The organism is Agrobacterium sp. AGB01, from assembly GCF_014851585.1.
Lineage (GTDB): Bacteria > Pseudomonadota > Alphaproteobacteria > Rhizobiales > Rhizobiaceae > Agrobacterium.
The window spans coordinates 213,423-232,313 of the sequence record NZ_JACVAB010000007.1; the positions used below are offsets into that span (position 1 = coordinate 213,423).

An 18,891-nucleotide genomic window follows, 5' to 3' on the forward strand; every position below is an offset into this window, starting at 1 on the left:
AGGGGCGTTCAAATCGCGGATCACTCCGCCGCAATCGGTCTGCTTATCGATACGACACGTTGGTCACATAGCTTGAGATGTTGTCGAACCTTGTCTGAGAGAACGCGGACATTCGGATTGAGAACCATGGAATCGTGGTCACCCGGCACCTCGATAACGTCTAGGTTTGGGGCGAGAGGTGACCAGCCATTGTCGTGTCGAACAAAACCGCGATCGGCATTGAGCTGTCTGCCACCCGTGACCAGATAGCGCGGTTCAAGTTTTGGCCTTAACAGCAAAACCTGTCCATCATAAGGTTTGACCTCATAGAGATCCAAAGCACGCAAGAAGGCTGAGTGAACGCGTTCGTTGTGCAACTCGACCGTTTTTGCCGGTGCCTGCAATGCATCTGATCGCGTTCGCTGATAATTTGCCCAATTACGCTTATGCTCTATCCAGTTGCGGATAAAAGCACCTCTTTCTCGCTTGATGTCCTGCGCCTTGATCAGAACTTTGTCTGCCATCGACAAAACGGGATAGCCGGGAAGCGGCGTATCAAGCATGATGATGATCTCGACGGTTTCTCCGGCAGCTTCCAGTTGCTGTGCCATTTCATAGGCAACAAGCCCACCACCTGAGAAACCTCCCAAAAGATAAGGGCCAGACGGCTGGACGCTGCGTATCTCGCGGAGGTAGTCGCGCGCCATCTCGGTGAATGTCTCGTGCGGCTCCTGATTTGCGTAGAGCCCGCGTGCCTGCAAGCAGTAGACCGGCCGGTCATTGCCGATCTGCAATGCAATATGGCGCAGGTTGAGCACATTGCCGAACATGCCAGCACAAAGGAACAGCGGCGTAGCCGTAGCTTTGGCAGATGTCGTGGTCATCGACACCAGATGTATCCGCTGCGTATCTGCCTCTTCAGGCGCTTCAGCCGTATCCGCACTTTCGACGGGCGCTGCATTCTTGCCTATGAGGTCTGCGCATTCGGCAATATTGGGCGCCTGGAACAAAACTGAAATGGGCAGATCGATCCCATAGGTTTTGTGGATCATCCGGAACAGGCGCACCGCGATGAGCGAATGTCCACCGACATCGAAGAAGTTGTCGCTGACACCGATCTTCTCGACCCCCAGCAACTCACTCCAATAACCGGCAAGTGTTCGCTCAACATCGTTCCGTGGCGCAATATAGTCGTTCTCAAGGTCTGGCCGCTCGAAAAGCTGGGCAGACGGACTTGCCTGCGGATCGACACGCCGAGCAGCCCTTTCGCGCAACTTGTCGAGCGGCAGACTGGAGACGATTGCCTGAGGTCGGCGTGTTGCCAGCACCCGAGACAGCAGCGTGAACCCCTCAGAAGGCATGATGCCCTGGCGAACCTGCGCAGCAAGTTCAAGTGCTGCGGCCGAAGGCGGTGCTCCGACTTCGCCATGAGTTGCAGCTCCGGCAGAAGTCACGCTCAAGCTGAGATCATTAGCCAAGCGTTTGATCGTAAAACGTTCGATCTCCAGAATGACTGAACCGTCCAGCGCCGTAATGGTCACGTCGAAAGCGGAATAATCTGGACCCGAATTCCCGCCCTTTGACAGTCTGACATGACTGAGAACCTGCTGCGGCAGATTTTCATAGATCCGAATAGAGCCGTAAGACATCGGTGCCCACAGCACTCCGGACGACGCATATCCTTCAATAAGCTCCATAGCGTAGCCGGTCGCAATATCGAGAAGTGCCGGGTGGAAACGTAATCCTGTCTCAATGTCGCCAGCATAGTCCTCGGAGAGCGACAGTTGCGCAAGCGCCTCACCTTTTCCGATCGAAAGGGCACGCAGAACTGACCAGCGTGACCCGAAGCGGATATTGTCCTCCTGTGCGGAACGCAATGCCGCGCCGTCTGCGGCGCGACGTCTGGTTGTCCAGTGACTGTCGCCCAACGAAAGCTGCACTGGCGGCAAGACCGCCGGACGGGCAAGTCGCACCGACGCTTCCGCATGGAGGCGATTGGAATTGGAACCACCATTCTGATCTGCCGCACAAATGAAGGCGCGATAGTCACTGCCCTCCTGTTCAAATCGAACCCGGATCGACTTGGTTGCCTCATCTTCAATGCTGAGTGGCGAAACGAAGATCAGATCCTCGATTTCAAAACCTCCGGCGAAGCCATACTCATTGGCGGCCTGCGCCAGCAGTTCGATATAACCGGTTCCAGGCAGAATGGCCTCACCTGAAACAAGCCGATGTTCATTCCACATCCAGTGGGTCGCGGGGCTCGCCGTAAATTCGAGCCACTGGGTTTGATCCGCATCTTCAACCCAACGTTCGAACACGGGACCTTTTGCGGCGATCAACTCTTTGGATGTCGCCGAGGCTGATCCAGGATTGAGGGACGCACGAGCCGCGATGCCGACCTCGTTCCAGACGCCCCAATGCACGGCGACTGTCTGACGTTTTTGATCGCCACTACGGCTCTCCGCATAGGCATTGAGATAGGCATTGGCTGCGACGTAGTCCACCTGACCGACGGGCGCCGTATCGGTACTGGTCGAAGAAAACAGCACCAGAAAATCAATATCTTCCTTTTCCAGGACACGGGCGAGAACGGATGTGCCATAGACTTTCGGCGACAACACATCTTCAATTTCATCGAATGATTTCAGCTGGATAAGATTGTCTCTGACAATACCGGCGGTATGCAACACACCGTTGAGACTACCAAATCGGTTCTTTGCGGCCTCAACTGCTGCGGTCATCTGCTCGACGTTGCGCACATCGGCGACGCGGTAGATGACCTCGGCTCCGAGCACTTCAAGCTCTTCTATTGCTGCAATCGCCCGGCTTACCTTGTCCGTGCCAGAATGCATACGCCGATAAGACGTCCATTGCGACCGTTCAGGCAACTCGGTTCGGCCCAGCAACACCAGACGCGCGGAAAATTGTGCTGCCAGTTCTCTCGCCACAGCAAGCGAAAGATCTCCTAAACCACCTGTCAGCAGATATGTGCCCTTATGGCGGAACTGCTGTGTCGGATCGGACGGTTTGAGCGGCAGGCGTTCATGACTTGCAACCCAGCGACGCCCTTTGCGATAGGCAACCGTCTCGGAGGCCGGAGAAACGCAGAGGTCCTCCCACAACTGGTCGAGGACATCTGCGGTCTGGCTGCTCGGAACATCGCCGACAAGTTTGAGCAGCTTTTGCAGGCCCGGTCTTTCGTTGTGTTTGGGCTTTGCGACAAGCTCGATATCGACCATCCGTACGGTTGTACGCTCAAGCTCCTTGGGTATCACCAGACCAGGGCCAAGCACGGTCGCCTTGCCGGGATAGGCAAGCGTCTCATCGCCCACGCGCTGCATGCCGTTGGTCAGCACGGTCAGGTGACTGCCCGCCACGCCAGCATCGCCCATGGCCTGTGCCAGATGCAGCAAGCTGTAGAAACCCTGCTCCTGTATTCTGTCGAAGAAGCTGGATGCGCGTCGGTGATTTTCGTCACCGGTCACCAGCCACATGTGGACGATATTGGCGGGCACCTCACCATCTTCACTGAGGCTGGTGAACAGGGCGTCATAGCCCCCACGCCCCTCTTCAGGACACAGACTATAGGACGAAGCATCAATCCGGCTGAAACCATCGCCCGCCGTCACGGTCACAACGTGGTGGCCTGAAGACCGCAAGCGGTCGACCAGTCGCTCTCCAAGCCCGGTGTCATCAAGGAAAATCAGCCATGAACGCAGCTCCATGCTCGCATCTATCGCGACATCGCAAGGTACCTGCTTCCAGACCGGTCGATAGCCCCAGTCAGACATGTCTTCCTGCCGCAAAAAGGGAGCATCATCACTGGCAATCGGGGCCGAGTTATCCACAACCCGTTCGATGAAGTAGCGCTGATGTTGAAACGCATAGGTTGGCAACTGAACGCGGCGCGGATCACGTCCCTTCCAGGACCGCGAGATGTCCACCTCAATCCCGGTCGCCCAGGCGCGACCGATTGCCGAAAGGAAGTGTAGACGATCATCCGTATCGTCATCGGCATGCGGCAAGGTGTTGATCACCTGGTTCGCGTCGATATTCGCCTGCATTTTCGCCAGCGATGACAAGGTTCGGCCAGGCCCTATTTCAATGTAGACCTGACCCGGCTGCAACGATAGCCGCGCCATACCATCGTTGAACAGGACGGTGGATCGCAGATGCCTGACCCAGTAGGTCGGGTCACAGGCATCGGCATTCGTCAGCCAATGTCCGGCAAGGTTGGACATGATCGGGATAGTAGGCGGATTGAGACGGATACTGCGCACAAACGCTTCGAACCTTGGCAATATGCCGTCCAGCATGCGCGAATGTGCCGCGATATCAATCGCAACACGGGACGCATCAATACCTTTTTCCGCCAACTCGGCTTGAAACAGGGCGAGGTCTTCATCCCGTCCGGACACGACGCAAAGTTCCGGGGCGTTGACCGACGCGATATCCAGCGACGCTGGCAGCAGGGACTTTAGTGTTTCAACCGAAACCGGTACGCTCAACATGCCACCGGGCTCGACAATATCGAACAATTCGCCGCGCAGACGCACAAGATTGACCGCGTCACGGTAGCTCATCACGCCCGAAATGCAGGCTGCGGCATATTCGCCCATCGAGTGACCGATCAGCGCCTTGGGGCTGACACCCCAATCCTTCCAAAGCCGTGCAATGGCGACCTCAACGATCAATATGGCAGGCAGTTGAAGAGACGGCCGTAGGAACGTTTTACCTTCAGCTGTTTTGTCACCGCCAGTGGCGAACCATACTGCACGGATTTCATCGGCGATCGCCGGCTCAAGATAGGAGAAACCTTCTTCTACAAAACTGCGGAAGCGCGCATCTTCCTCGAAGAGACGACGTGCCATGCCAACATGCTGGGCACCTCCACCGGGAAGCAGAAAAACAGCTCCCACGGGGTTTTCAATCGCCAAATGTGTAAACATCCGCTTCGGGTTGTCGCCAGACAGGACGGCGACAGCATCCGAGCGGTCACGAACCACCGCAACACGCCGATGCTCGAACTGCGCCCGTCCCTGATGCAAGGTGAAGGCTGCGTCTACCGTCCTCAACCCCGAATTTGTTGCAAACGCTGCACCGAGACGTTTGGTAGCCCCGTCGAGAGCCTTGCGGTGTTTTGCGCTGAAAAGCAGTATGGCCGGTTCATCATTGGTGATGTCATCAACAGGTGCGACATAGGGAGCCTGCTCCAAGACGATATGGGCGTTTGTTCCGCCAACCCCAAGCGAGTTGACCGCAGCGCGACGCGGTCCGTCTGTATCAGGCCAGTTGGTCAACTGGCTTGCGACAACAAACGGACTATTGGCGAAATCGATTGACGGATTCGGTTTCTCGAAGCCGAGAGTGGGCGGTATTTCAGCATTCTTGAGCGCAAGGGTCGTCTTGATCAGGCTGACAACACCAGCGGCAGTGTCGAGGTGACCAATATTGGATTTCACCGACCCGACGTGACAAAAACCTTTCTGGTTTGTTGTCTGACGGAACGCTTGGGTCAGAGCCTCGATCTCGATCGGATCTCCCAGTGCCGTGCCGGTGCCGTGGCATTCGACATATTGGATCGTCTCGGCACTGATGCCTGCAAGCCCCTGCGCCTCGATAATCGCCTCTGCCTGCCCGGTGACGCTTGGCGCGAGATAACCGGCCTTGCTGGCACCATCATTATTGATTGCCGAGGCTTTTATGACTGCATGAATGATGTCGCCATCTGCCAAGGCATCGGACAGCCGTCGAAGCACAACCACCCCTGCCCCGCTGCCAAACACAGTGCCAGCGGCGCGATGGTCGAACGGCCTGCAGCGGCCATCGGGAGAGAGAATTTCACCGTCGTGATAAATATAGCCGTGCCGATGCGGCAACTCAATTGTCACGCCGCCCGCAAGAGCCATGTCGCACTCGCCGCTCAAAAGGCTCTGGCAGGCATAGTGGACAGCGACAAGCGAGGTGGAACAGGCCGTCTGCACATTCACACTCGGCCCGCGCAGATCAAAGGAGAACGACGCCCGCGTAGACAGAAAGTCCTTGTCATTGCCGGTATGACGAAGCAGGAACATGCCCGTCTGCTCGAGCAACTGCCTGTTGCTGCAGACGTTGAAATAGAAATAGCTGCCCATGCCGCAGCCGGCAAATACACCGACTGGCCCAGGCATTGTGTTTGGAGTACGCCCCGCGTCCTCCATTGCTTCCCAGGTGCATTCCAGAAACTGCCTGTGCTGCGGATCCATGATCGCAGCCTCTTTCGGGCTCAGCCCGAAAAAATCAGCATCGAACATCTCCATGTCGGGCATATCAGATGTCCGCGCAACATATTTGGGATCGAGCATTCGAGCCCGGCTCTCGCCAGCGGCAATCAGCTCGTCTTCCGAAAGGTTGCGAATGGATTCAGTGCCTGATCGAAGGCTTTGCCAGAACTCATCTGTTGTTCTGGCGCCCGGCACTCTTAAAGCCATGCCGATGATTGCGATGTCGTTTGGTGAGGCGGTATCCTGATCTTGCATGCGACGCTCTTTACTCTCTCACACGCGGCCCCGATCGAAATTGCTGATAGCAAAATAGAAAACGTGCCTATATTTATTTCATAGCTGCTCTTGGTAAGTAACCGTATGAATTCTATTGAGTTTGTCTTATAAGCAATTTCTATAATTTATGAATATAAATAATATTTAACTGTTTGCAAGCACCTGAAGCCAGTGTATTCAATTTCGATTAGCCAAACAAATTGGGCACAGAGTATTGCTTATGACTCAGTCTCTTTTCTTCTGGTGTTTATCGCTTATCAATATTGCACTATTTTCTTTGGCAATTATCTATTCGGCGCAGTTATTGGCAGCACTGCCATCGCTGCGACCGAAGATACAGCCATCGACTGCATCACGACCAAAAATCGCTATTCTAGTTCCAGCGCATAATGAAGAAGCAGGACTGGGCGTGTGCCTGACCGCCATTCGCGCAGCGATGGCACTGAACGATCGCTTGCTTGTCGTTGCCGACAATTGTTCGGACAGGACGGCAATCATTGCACGAATGGCTGGTGCGGAAGTACTGGAGCGAAGCGATACGACTCGAAGGGGCAAAGGATATGCGCTGGACGCCGGCGTAAAATATCTGTCGGCTTCCCCGCCGGATATCGTCGTGTTGATAGATGCGGACTGCTTTCCCTCTCCTGACGCAATCGGCTTCCTCGCTGAAGCGACCGTACAGACAGAAAGACCCGTTCAGGCACTTTATCTGATGACGAACAAGGCAGGCGCTGGGCTCAGCCTGAAGATTGCCGAACTTGCATTCATGCTGAAAAACCGTCTTCGGCAGAGAGGGCTCAATCGCCTTGGCATTCCCTGTCATCTGACGGGAAGCGGAATGGCTTTCCGCTGGGAGGTTATCAGCGGCCTTGATCTCGCCCACGGACACCTCGTCGAAGACATGAAGATGGGTCTGGATCTCGCCATTGCCGGATCAGGACCGGTATTCTGCGAAGACGCCGTGGTGCTGAGCCCGTTTCCGGACACTGTGCAAGGATTAAGCACACAGCGGCAAAGATGGATCGGCGGTCACTTCGAATTGATAAGCACGGCGCTTGCCGGCGTTGCAAGGGCATTGCGCAGAGGCAGGATCGCTGCCGCATTGAGTGCATTGTCGACGGCCATACCGCCGCTTACGTTTCTTCTGCCGCTGCTTGCCATCACCTTGCTGATGACTGCAGGTTTTACCTGGGCGTTAAAGCTTGCCCCTCTCCCGCTCTTCATTGCAGCAGCCAATCTGGCCTTGGTCTGCGGCACGACGTTAACCGCGTGGGTAAAATATGGACGCTTGATTTTGACGCCATCGGACGCCCTTCGTGCCGTGTCGATCATTGGTCTGCAAATGATCCGATCCCCGCAGATGTTGCTCAGTGCACATCGAAATGGATGGGTGCGGACTGATCGCGGACAGCCAGGCGAATAAGTCGCTTATTTGTATTCGATCAGCCTGTGGCCACGACTGGTCAAAACGTTGCTGTAGAAAGTCGCCACGCCTCTCATTTCCGCGAACTTCCCAACCACCGACAATGCTGCCTCCACCCATCTGTTCCGATCTTTGGAGGCGGTTTTCCCTGCCAATCGCAATACCTGAAGTGGATAAAGCGCCAGAAGCGCAAGAAACGCGGGATGGACGACAGCGCCACCGATCAAGGATGCAGCAGGCAACACACCACCCCAGAAGAGGCTGCGCCTGACATTGCGAACCCAGATGCGTTTATCGGACGTTCTGTGACGGGCCGCGACCTGCGCATAGGCATGGCCGGCGCGAACCGAACGTCGCCACCACTGTGAGAAATATCTGATATTGGCATCGTGAAGCGTCATGTCCGCGTCGATACGCCAGATTGTCCAACCGATCTCACGCATTCGCAGGCACATTTCCGGCTCTTCGCCGGCAATCAGATCAGCAGAGTAACCATTGACCTCCCGAAACGCCTTAACGCGGATAAGGCAGTCTCCGCCGCAGGCTTCTGTCTCGCCAACCGGTGTATTCCACTCATCGTCACAAATGCGGTTGTAGATCGAGACGTCAGGAAAGATTTCCCTCCGACGCCCGCATACGATCGCCAGCCGGTCCTTGTAGCGGAAAAAGTCGCGCGCCTTTCTTATCCACCCATCAACGATCCGGCAGTCACCGTCCACGAACTGGACAAATTCGATATCGGAAGCAATACGCAGCAACGCGGCAAAACCTTCGTTGCGTGCCCGTGCAGCAGTAAACGGAACGTCTGGCGCCAACTCCACGACAGTAAGCCCCATGCTGCGCGCCGCCTCTATACTGCCGTCGGTTGAACCGGAATCGACATACACCGATCGGACAGCAAGGTCGCCGAGCGAAGCCATGCAATCGACGAGCCTCTGACCTTCATTACGACCGATAAGGACGACACCAACATCATGTGGCGAGGGTTGCGTGAGTGTTTCCATCTCACGCATGTCCAATTGCCATCGATACGGTGGCAAATGGAGTTCCGTAGCCGAGCTCTATGCGAATGAACAACAGAAGCGCGATCAATGCCAGGAAGATGGCGTTTATCAACAAGTCCTGGGTCAGAAACGAAATCCTCTCGCGTCGCTGACCAAAAGCGATTGGGAAATAGCGAAGCAATTCACTTGCAATGACCGCGAGGATAACGCCAGCCAGACCTAGCCATGCCTGCCCGGCATAGGACAACACCACGAGGGACAGGAGTTTAAGCAGATTGCCCGCCACCCCGTAGGCGGGCTTGCCAACTCCCAGCATGGTATATTCGTTTACGGTGCTCAGTATGCCAAACCAGGCACCAACAAGCAGCATGGACAGCATCCATCCGGCATCATGGTAACGTGCATCATAGACAATTGAGATTGCAAAATCCGCAGTCGCAATACCGATCGCAATCGAGGTTGCGGCAAGCAGCAACAGCTTGAAGCGAAGCGGGCTGACCTGCTGAATAAGTGCGGGCCGTGCTTCACTGGCACTTGCAGAAATCAGCGGAAAAACAAGCTGGAAGCTGATGCGGCCGATCAGGGTCCCCGGCAGATCGGCAATGATACGCGCAATCGAATAGACACCAACCAAAGCCAGCGGAACGGCCTGCGCCAAAAACAGCTTGTCGAAATTTCCGCACAGGAATGCCAGCAGTGACGACAGGAAAATCCATTTGCCGAAGGACAGGACCTCACGAACATAGGCCGTGTTCCACTCGAACCAGTTGATGGCGTGAGGCAGCATGTAGCTGGCAGTAGCACGGATGATTGCAGAAATCAGGTTTGCCACCATAATCGCCCACACGCTTGGGTGAATAAGCGCGAGCGTGACAGTGACGATGATAGTCGTAACGTCGAGAACAACCTCAAAAAGGTTGGCCTGCTTCAGCATCATATGCCGCTGCATGTAATAGAACGAGGTGGACGCCGCGCCCAGGATCAGGATGTTCAATGCTGTCACTTGCAGCAGGCTTGGAGAAATGTCGTACAGTGCGCTGAGCGGATATGCGGCTATGGAGAATATGCAGCAGAGAATGAAACTGCGAACAAATTGCAGTGTCCAGACCGTATTTTTGAACGATCGGTTTTCAGCATTCGGATTGCGGACGACGGACTGGCCAATACCGACATCCGTAACAAGTTCCATGCCGTTTTTCAGCGTAAAAACGATCATCAATACGCCGAAAACTTCTGGCGCCACGATACGTGACAGAATGACATTCGACACGAACCGCAAGCACACCGACAGGCCATAGGCACCGACGGTCCACATCGCTCCGGTGACAACACGCTTTTGGGAGAAATTCACAGCTTCGCTCATTTCTCAGCCTTTTGGGTGACGACGAACCCTATTGCATGTCTTTGTTTTCGGGCGAATGTCATGATTTACGCCCGAAAAGGCGGGAAAGATCTGATGCAAGCGACTTGATATCGTGCATGCGCTCAACGCGCATGCGGCCTTCCTGCCCCATTTCCGCCAGTCGCTGAGGCGAAGCGGATAAAACATCACGCAAGGCAGAGACGAGCGCGGCATGGTCACCCGGAGGAACAAGCCAGCCACATTTGTCATCCACCAATTCGGGAATGGCAGCGATGGTGGTCGTGATCACCGGCCGTTGAAGCGCCATGCCTTCCATCAACACGATCGGCAGGCCTTCATGGTAGCTTGGCAACAACAATGCGCGACTGGTCGCAATGAAGGTCCTCACTTCTTCGTTGGAAGCCCAACCTTTAAGGATCACTTGCTCGCCAACACCGTGACGGGCGATTTCCGCTTCGATCTCCGCCCGGCTCTCGCCATCGCCGATCAGGGTTATGCGAAGCGAAGGAAACTCATCGCGCAAGGCGGCGGCGGCGGCAGGAATGTGGACCTGACCCTTCTGGGGACACAGGCGGCCGACGCAGACAATGTTGAAATTGTCGGCGGTGATTGGCGCAGAAGGCTTGAAATCCTCGAGATTCAGGCCGCAACGCGCAATCTCTATCTTTTTCCGGTCCTCATCGGTCTGGCTAAGATCACGCAGGACGGATCGGCAGTAATTGGAAATGGCGACGACGAAAGATGCATGCCTGATCTTGAGTGCATAGCTGTTTGCAGACGTGTCAATGAACTCATCAGGACCATGGGCTGTGAAACTGTATTGGGGGCCGCCCATCAGCCGGGCGAGCATCACGACGGCTGCGGCGTTGGTACCATAATGGGCATGGGCGTGATCGATGCCTGCACGAGAGGCTTTTTGGCGAAAACTTGCCGCCTGCATCAGATATGCGGCGTGGCGTGCAAACCCTCCTCCGGAGTTCGCGACCAATTTCCGCCAGGTCGGCAGAGCCTTGATAATTCCAACGGGATTGAGAAGTAGTTCTCGTATCGTCGCTATCGTCAGGTCTGACAGCTTGCCTTCAAGTATATAGACCGTCTTTTCGGCTTCAGCGATGTCCTTTTGATCGACCAGCTTGTCTGAAAAACGTCGTGCCGCGAAGCGCAATACTGTTTGCCCTTGAACTTCAAGGGCTTCGATCTCGCGACGAATGAAAGTGGCGCTCGGCACCGGGTAAGTATTCAGGAAATAACCTACTTTCATTACGCCACTCCAAACACACACAAAACTCAAGTTACAAATCGCGCTGCTCAAGCACTGTAAAAGCGGGAGAGATGATTTTTTGAAAATGCACAATAAATAGATACGTAGCGCCCAAACAACGCTCACGACAACAAATATATTTCACAAAATACTGAATATCTCTATTGAATTATCAGGGAAAATAATTCAACCTGATACAAATTATGCGGGCAACAAGCTTATTTTGCAACACGATTTCGTTTTGCGAAATCTATTTTTTATAATCTGCCCAGCGAAATATTACCTATATTCAGTGGCGTTTTTTGTTTCGGAGTATACGTCTAGATGTTCAGCTGTATTTTGATTGGCAATGAAGCTTTACTTGTGCAGTGCGGCATTTTGCTCCGAGATAAAGGCTTTGCGATAACTGCAGTTGTGTCAAGCAACGATGCGGCAAAAGACTGGGCAACACAACAGTCTATTCCAGTGATCGAATGGGGTGACGACCTCGAGAAAGCCGTTGGGCACCTCGATTACGACTGGCTGTTAAGCATCGCCAACCTGCGAATGATACCGCAGCCGGTCTGGCAGAAAGCGCGACGGGGCGCCATCAATTTCCATGATGGCCCACTTCCAAGACTGGCAGGTCTAAACGCACCAACATGGGCTATTCTAGAAGGTGAGACAACATTCGGCGTTACATGGCACGAAATCACTGAAGGCGCAGATGAAGGTAAAATCTACAGCCAGACACATTTCGACATCAACCCTGACGAAATCAGTCTCACGCTGAACACCAAATGTCTGGCGGCTGGCGTTGAGACTTTTGCCAAGCTGGTCGACGACATCAACAACAATACACTGACCGGGGTAGCACAAGACTTCTCACAGCGCAGCTATTTTGCAAAATCCAAACGACCTGACGCCGCCGGCACCCTGCCGTTTGAAAAATCAGCTGAGGATCTATCTCGCCTCCATCGCGCGCTGAATTTCGGCGCAGGTTACACCAACAGGATGGTGCATCCAAAAATCCGTCATGCCGATGGCATATTCCTGCTGACGACATTCACAGTGTTGGGACTACCTGCTGACCCCAAGCCCGCGGGCTTCATTCGCTCTGTCGGCTCGGACGGCGTGGTTGTCGCGACAGCGACCGACGATGTCCTGATCAATGGTACGATGCAGAGGAATGGTCATGAAGTCCTGCTTTCCGACCACGTAAGGCAGGGTGACAGTCTCCCGCAATTTGCAACTGCCGATCTCGAGGAACTGAATACCGCAGTTGCCGATGTTGTTCGCTACGAAGATCGGGCGAAGGCCAGGTTGCTGGCCGCCGAGGACGTCAAACTTTTTGACGTGTCGGAAAGTCCGTCTCACGCGGCTGGTGTTGCCAGCATTTCCATTAACCTGCCAGACGCGTTGACGACGAATTTACGGGTTGCAGTGATTGCAGCCTTCCTTGCACGTTTTTCCGGTCAGGACAGGCTCGATATTGCCTATTGCTCGCCTAAGGCTGCAGATTATAGCAGTCGGTTCCCGGGTTACTTTGCCCCCAATGTCCCTTTGCACGTTGAACTGCCATCAGATTTTCTGGTGTCCGAGTTCGCTGAAGGCCTGGCATCACAACTGACTGTTCTGCGGCGGGAAGCCACCTATCTCAGCGATCTGCACTTCCGTGAACCGGGTCTGTCCAACAATCGTTTGACAACCTGCATTGTCGAGACAGACAACGGTTCACCATGGTCCGGCAGCATTGACCATCCGCTGACTTTTGTCCTCGACACTGCAACGACAAGCGCACGATTGGCGTATGACCAATCAAGAGTTCCGGACGCAATCGCGGCGCAATATTGTCGCCACATCGAACTGCTTGCGTCTGCTTTCCTTCAGGATGGCCGCGTCGTTGATCTGCCTTTGATGTCCGCCGACGAAATCAAGAACGTTGTCTACGGCTGGAACGATACGACCCGGGATTATGACACCACCGCATGCGTTCACACACTCATTGAACAGCAGGCGCAATCGACTCCCAACGCCATTGCAGTCGCCTGGCGCAATGAGGAACTGACATACAAGGAGCTCAATGATCGGGCGAACCTGATTGCGAATGTTCTTGTCGACCTCGGCGTAAAACCCGATTTCATGGTTGGTCTCAACCTTCCCCGCTGCAGCAATCTTGTGGTTGGTGCCTTGGCGATCCAGAAGGCTGGCGGCGCATATGTTCCGCTTGATCCTCATTTCCCGGCCGATCGGCTTGCCTATATGGTAGAAGACAGCGGCGCGGCCGTCATCTTGACAAGCCGCATGACCGAAACACCGCTCTTCGCGACCGGCGTCAAAACCGTATTCATCGAAGATATACTCGAGCGAACCGTCACGACAGACAGACCGGTTACAGAGGTATCGCCCTCCGATCTCGCCTACGTCATCTATACGTCAGGCTCGACCGGTCGCCCAAAGGGCGTGATGGTTGAACATCGCAATGTGGTCAACTTCTTTGCCGGGATGGATGAACGCATTCAGTACGACAAGTCGAGCCAGCCAGTCTGGCTTGCGGTTACCAGCCTGTCCTTCGACATTTCGGTCCTGGAGCTTTTCTGGACGCTGACGAGAGGTTTCAAGGTCGTACTCCATTCTGCCCAGACCCAAAGCCACAAAAGCGGTGATAGTGCCGTCAAATCCACCCGCGCTGGCAAAGCGCCGATAGATTTCGGTCTGTTCTATTGGGGCAATGATGATGGCGCGGGACCGGCAAAATACCAATTGTTGCTCGAAGGTGCGAAATTCGCAGATGCGAATGGCTTCCAAGCTATCTGGACGCCCGAACGGCATTTTCACGCATTCGGCGGCCCCTACCCGAACCCTGCCGTAACAGGTGCAGCCATCGCTGCCGTCACCAAAAACCTGGCAATTCGTGCCGGCAGCTGCGTCCTTCCGCTCCATCATCCTATACGCGTAGTGGAAGAATGGGCGGTTCTCGACAATCTCAGTAATGGGCGGGTGGGCCTTGCCTTTGCCTCCGGCTGGATGCCGGAAGACTTTGTTCTCAGACCCGAAAACGCACCGCCGCACAACAAGACCGCGCTGCTGCGCGATATCGAAACCGTGCGAAAGCTTTGGCGCGGCGAACGCATGGAATTCGATTATGGCGGCGGCAAAGCCAGTGTCGTCACACAGCCGCGACCAGTTCAGCCGGAAGTGCCAGTCTGGCTGACGACTGCAGGCAATCCCGAAACGTATAGAGAAGCAGCGAGAAACGGCGCACATGTGCTGACTCATCTGCTCGGCCAGTCCGTTGATGAGCTTGCTGAAAAGATCAGCATTTACCGGCAAACACTGGTCGAATGCGGTCGCGATCCCGATGCCTACAAGGTGACGCTGATGCTGCACACGTTGCTCGGTGAGGACCGGGAAGAGGTGCGTGATGCCGCCCGAGGCCCAATGAAAGCCTATCTGCAAAGTGCCACGGCGCTTATCAAACAATATGCCTGGGCATTTCCCGCTTTCAAGAAGCCACAAGGCCTCTCCAACGCTCTCGACATTGATCTGCAGTCTCTTGCGGCAGACGAGCTGGATGCCATCCTTGAATTTGCATTCCTGCGTTACTTCGAAGACAGCGGTCTGTTTGGCACCGTCGACGACGCCATGAAGCGTATTGATCAGGTTGCTGGCATCGGCGTGGACGAGATTGCCTGCCTGATAGACTTCGGCGTGCCATCTGAGCTTGTGCTGGAGAGACTGGAGCCGCTGGCCCGTGTGGTAGCACAGGCGCGTGCTGAAACGACTGTTACGGTTGAGGATGTTGCAAACGACAATAGCTTTGATCAGGACGTGCACCGGCACGGGGTAACACATCTTCAGTGCACCCCTTCAATGGCACGTATGTTCCTGATCAACGAAACAGATCGCGCTGCTTTCGCGCAAATCCGTCACCTGTTTATCGGTGGCGAGGCACTTCAAAACTCTCTGCTTGGCGACATCCAAAAACTGACCAATGCCAGTGTCGAGAACATGTACGGCCCGACAGAAACAACGATATGGTCATCCACAATGACCGCCGACATGTCGGAGATTGTTGTGCCGCTTGGGCAGCCGATCGCCAATACACAACTCTACGTGCTGGACGCGTCTGGCGGCGTGGCGGCACCGGGACAGCCCGGTGAACTTTATATTGGTGGCGACGGGGTAACGCGGGGTTATCTGAACCGCGAGGAATTAACGCGGGAACGTTTCGTTCCAAACCCCTTTGCACCAGGTCGTATATACCGAACCGGAGATCTGGTTTGCCGCAAGGCGGATGGAACCCTGAGATTTCTCGGGCGCACGGATTATCAGGTCAAGGTCCGTGGCTATCGTATTGAACTGGGCGAGATCGAGGCACGGATCGCGTCCTTCCCCGGCGTGGCCGAAGCTGTCGTTGTTGCAAGAGAAGACAGGGCTTCCGACGTTCGCATCGTCGCTTATCTGAGGCTGACCGGTCAGCCGTTGAACGAGGAGGCACTCAGACAACATCTTGGTGAAGCCCTGCCTGACTATATGATACCGGCGCACTTCGTGACGCTCAAAGCGTTTCCGCTGACGCCGAATGCGAAAGTCGACCGAAAAGCGCTGCCAAAACCGGATACGGGACCCATTATTGTCTCCGCTCAGGTCTTCGTGGCGCCGGAAAACAAACTGCAATCGGATTTGGCTGAAGCCTACAGCCGAACCCTTGGCATTGAACGCGTCGGTTTAAACGACAACTTCTTTGCTCTTGGCGGACACTCACTTCTCGCCGTGCAATTGCACCGTGACCTGAAAGTCGTCATCGCCCCCGACCTGACAATAACCGATGTTTTCCGTTTCCCGACCGTGCGAGCGCTTGCCGAGCATCTTGCCGACCGCGGAAAGGCAGAAGAACGTCTGAGCCAAGTGGCGGACAGAGCGGCCAATCGACGGGCCGCTCTTGGAGATCGGCGTGCGGCACTGACACGTTCGCGGCTCTGAATGGTGGTGGATGCGCTAAAGACCCTGTTTCCAGATGACGTGGCCATCGTGCACGACGATCCACGCGCAGATCGCAGCGGTTATCTGGACGAAGAAGAGCGGTATGTCGCGCTTGCCATTCCGCGCCGCAAACGGGAATTCCATGCCGGCCGCGCCTGCGCGGGAGCCGCAATGAATGCCTTGGGTCTGACACGCGTGCCCATACCCGCTGCAAACGATCGCTCTCCCGTTTGGCCGGACGGTGTTGTTGGAAGCATCAGCCACTGCGATACGCTGTGTGTCGCGGCCGTCGGCCTCAAGGCACATGGATACCTGTCGATGGGTCTCGACGTTGAGCCTGCTGAAGCGCTACCTGCTGACTTGTTCGATGCAATATGTACACGTCAAGAGCAAGACTGGCTCGAGGATCGCCCATTAAGCGAGCGTGCTCTTCTGGCGCGGACGATCTTCAGCGCAAAGGAAGCAACCTACAAGTGCCAGTACCCTTTAACTGGCATGATGATGGATTTTCAGGATCTGGAAATCTCGCTTGGCACCTATTCATTTGGCGCCACCTTCCGCAAGGATATCAAAGACTTCACCAAGGGAACCGTTCTTCCGGGCAGCCTTGCAGTTCAAGACGGCTACATTTTCTCCGCCATGGTGATGACCACGCAAAGCAGATGGAACTCAAGGTGACAAAATGCTCCAGAAAGCAGCGCTGACAGTCCACGCGCCAATCTCTGATCAAGCCACAGGCAGTGTGCTGTTTGTCACTGCGGTTCGTCTGCGGCGGGGACCTCGTGGTTTGCAGCTTGATGACCAGACCAGTGCCGGTCTGGTTCGCCACGCCGAAAACTTCCGGCAGGTAAAATTCGCGGGCATCGTTCTGGAAGGCGATCGCGAAGAGAACACGTCGACGACATGGATCGATGTCGTGGACCTACCTTGTTACGACCAGCTCAAGTTCATCGAACTGCCATTTGCCTACAAGGCAAAGGATTTTGCGCGGACCTATCGCAAGACCAGAGCATCACTGAAAGAAGAAATCCGTAGTGCCGATCATCTCTGCTTTACCGTCGGTTACCTCATCGGTGACTGGGGCGCCATTGCTGCACTGGAAGCCAATGCGCAGGGGCGCAAATTCGCCATCTGGTTTGACCGCGTCGAGCACGATGTCATTCTGCGCACATTATCAGCACATCGGTTGCGCAGACGCATCAAAGAACGCGCAACCCTGCCATTGATGAAATGGTACCATCGTTATCTGATCGGGCGCAGCACCCTCGGGCTTTTCCAGGGACGTGATACCTACGACACCTATTCTGGGGCGTCTTCCAATCCCCATTGCATGTACGACGTTCATACCCAGGAAACGGACCAGATCAACGAGCACACGCTGGACCAAAAAATCGAAAGAATTTTATCTCTTGCACCGATACGTGTTTCCTATGTCGGTCGCGCAGCTCCGATGAAAGGCCCGGAAGACTGGGTATCGGCACTGGCAATTGCCGCTCAGGGCAACCCGTCGATCGAAGCCTGCTGGACAGGTGACGGACCATTGCTCGATGTGATGGAAGAGATGATCCAGAAAAATCATCTGCAGGACAAGGTGAAGCTTGCCGGTTACGTCGGTGATCGGGAGGCTTTGTTGCAGGCTCTGCGCGACAGCGATATTTTTGTGTTCTGCCACAAGACCGCCGAGTCACCGCGCTGCCTTATCGAAGCACTGGTTTGCGGCAGTGCTCTTGTCGGATATCACTCCCCATATGCGGAGGATCTGGTCTCTGAACATGGCGGCGGCGCGCTTGTCCCTCGTGATGACATCGAGGCTCTGGGCCGTCAAATAACCGAGTTGAACAATGATCGCGCCAAACTCGCGCAACTCGTGAGCGCGGCTGCCATTTCCGGAAAACGCTTCGATGAAAGGTCAATCTATCAGCGTCGGGCAACCCTGCTGAAGAGCTACGCATGAGGCGGCTTGCGCTCTTGTCGACTGCCGCCGTTGTGGTGTGCGTCACAGGTCTGATGGTCATGACATCTGCAATTTCGACACCATCCAGCAGCGAGGAGCCGACGGTGTATCCATTACTGCCAGCGCCCGGCGAAATGGACGCAAAACGCCATATCTTCGTTTCCGGGCATAGTTTGACCCCTCGCCCGATGCTGGAGTTCATGAGCCAGATCTCTGCGGCAGTGGAAATGCCAGTCGTCTGGAACGGTCAAAATCTCAACGGTTCCTCCATCAAGGACAGGTCTTTCGGACGTGACGAAAATCATGCCTGGAGTGGATTTGATACAGGGACTGATGCAAATGGCGAAACGATAGACGCCCTTGCAGAGATGCAATCGCCGTCAAAGGCAGATGCCGGCAA

General features: G+C 55.0%; 8 protein-coding genes. 4 read left to right on the forward strand and 4 right to left on the reverse strand.

Features of this window, described 5'->3' with window-relative positions:
• Positions 1 to 20: 20 nt before the first annotated feature.
• Positions 21 to 6,500: a type I polyketide synthase gene (locus IB237_RS21865; protein WP_192490838.1), complete on the reverse strand. Its 6,480-nt coding sequence runs from the start codon at positions 6,498 to 6,500 to the stop codon at positions 21 to 23.
• A gap of 241 nt (positions 6,501 to 6,741) precedes the next feature.
• Between IB237_RS21865 and IB237_RS21870 the strand changes: the two genes are divergently transcribed.
• The gene (locus tag IB237_RS21870) at positions 6,742 to 7,944 is read left to right on the forward strand and encodes a glycosyltransferase family 2 protein (protein ID WP_192490839.1); all 1,203 of its coding nucleotides are present in this window, start codon (positions 6,742 to 6,744) and stop codon (positions 7,942 to 7,944) included.
• 5 nt (positions 7,945 to 7,949) lie between these two features.
• Here IB237_RS21870 and IB237_RS21875 read toward each other — a convergent pair whose 3' ends face one another.
• The 3 genes from IB237_RS21875 to IB237_RS21885 are packed head-to-tail and all read right to left on the reverse strand — an operon-like array spanning position 7,950 to position 11,572.
• Positions 7,950 to 8,957: a glycosyltransferase family 2 protein gene (locus tag IB237_RS21875; RefSeq protein WP_246788178.1), complete on the reverse strand. Its 1,008-nt coding sequence runs from the start codon at positions 8,955 to 8,957 to the stop codon at positions 7,950 to 7,952.
• Entirely contained in the window at positions 8,950 to 10,311 is a 1,362-nt protein-coding gene (locus IB237_RS21880; protein ID WP_192490840.1) for an oligosaccharide flippase family protein, read from the reverse strand. The genes IB237_RS21875 and IB237_RS21880 overlap by 8 nt, the downstream gene beginning before the upstream one ends.
• 58 nt (positions 10,312 to 10,369) lie before the next feature.
• Positions 10,370 to 11,572: a glycosyltransferase family 4 protein gene (locus IB237_RS21885; protein ID WP_192490841.1), complete on the reverse strand. Its 1,203-nt coding sequence runs from the start codon at positions 11,570 to 11,572 to the stop codon at positions 10,370 to 10,372.
• A 414-nt stretch (positions 11,573 to 11,986) separates the two neighbouring features.
• On the opposite strand from IB237_RS21885, the gene IB237_RS21890 reads away from it, so the two are divergent.
• From IB237_RS21890 to IB237_RS21900, 3 genes are read left to right on the forward strand one after another with little or no spacing between them, the layout of a single operon-like run.
• The gene (locus IB237_RS21890) at positions 11,987 to 16,537 is read left to right on the forward strand and encodes a MupA/Atu3671 family FMN-dependent luciferase-like monooxygenase (protein WP_371815378.1); all 4,551 of its coding nucleotides are present in this window, start codon (positions 11,987 to 11,989) and stop codon (positions 16,535 to 16,537) included.
• Positions 16,538 to 16,543: 6 nt separating this feature from the next.
• Complete coding sequence (locus tag IB237_RS21895) at positions 16,544 to 17,215, forward strand: 4'-phosphopantetheinyl transferase superfamily protein (RefSeq protein WP_192490843.1); 672 nt, start codon at positions 16,544 to 16,546, stop codon at positions 17,213 to 17,215.
• Between the two features lie 4 nt (positions 17,216 to 17,219).
• Positions 17,220 to 18,491, forward strand: coding sequence for a glycosyltransferase (locus IB237_RS21900; RefSeq protein WP_192490844.1), 1,272 nt, complete (start codon positions 17,220 to 17,222; stop codon positions 18,489 to 18,491).
• The last annotated feature ends 400 nt before the right edge of the window (positions 18,492 to 18,891 follow it).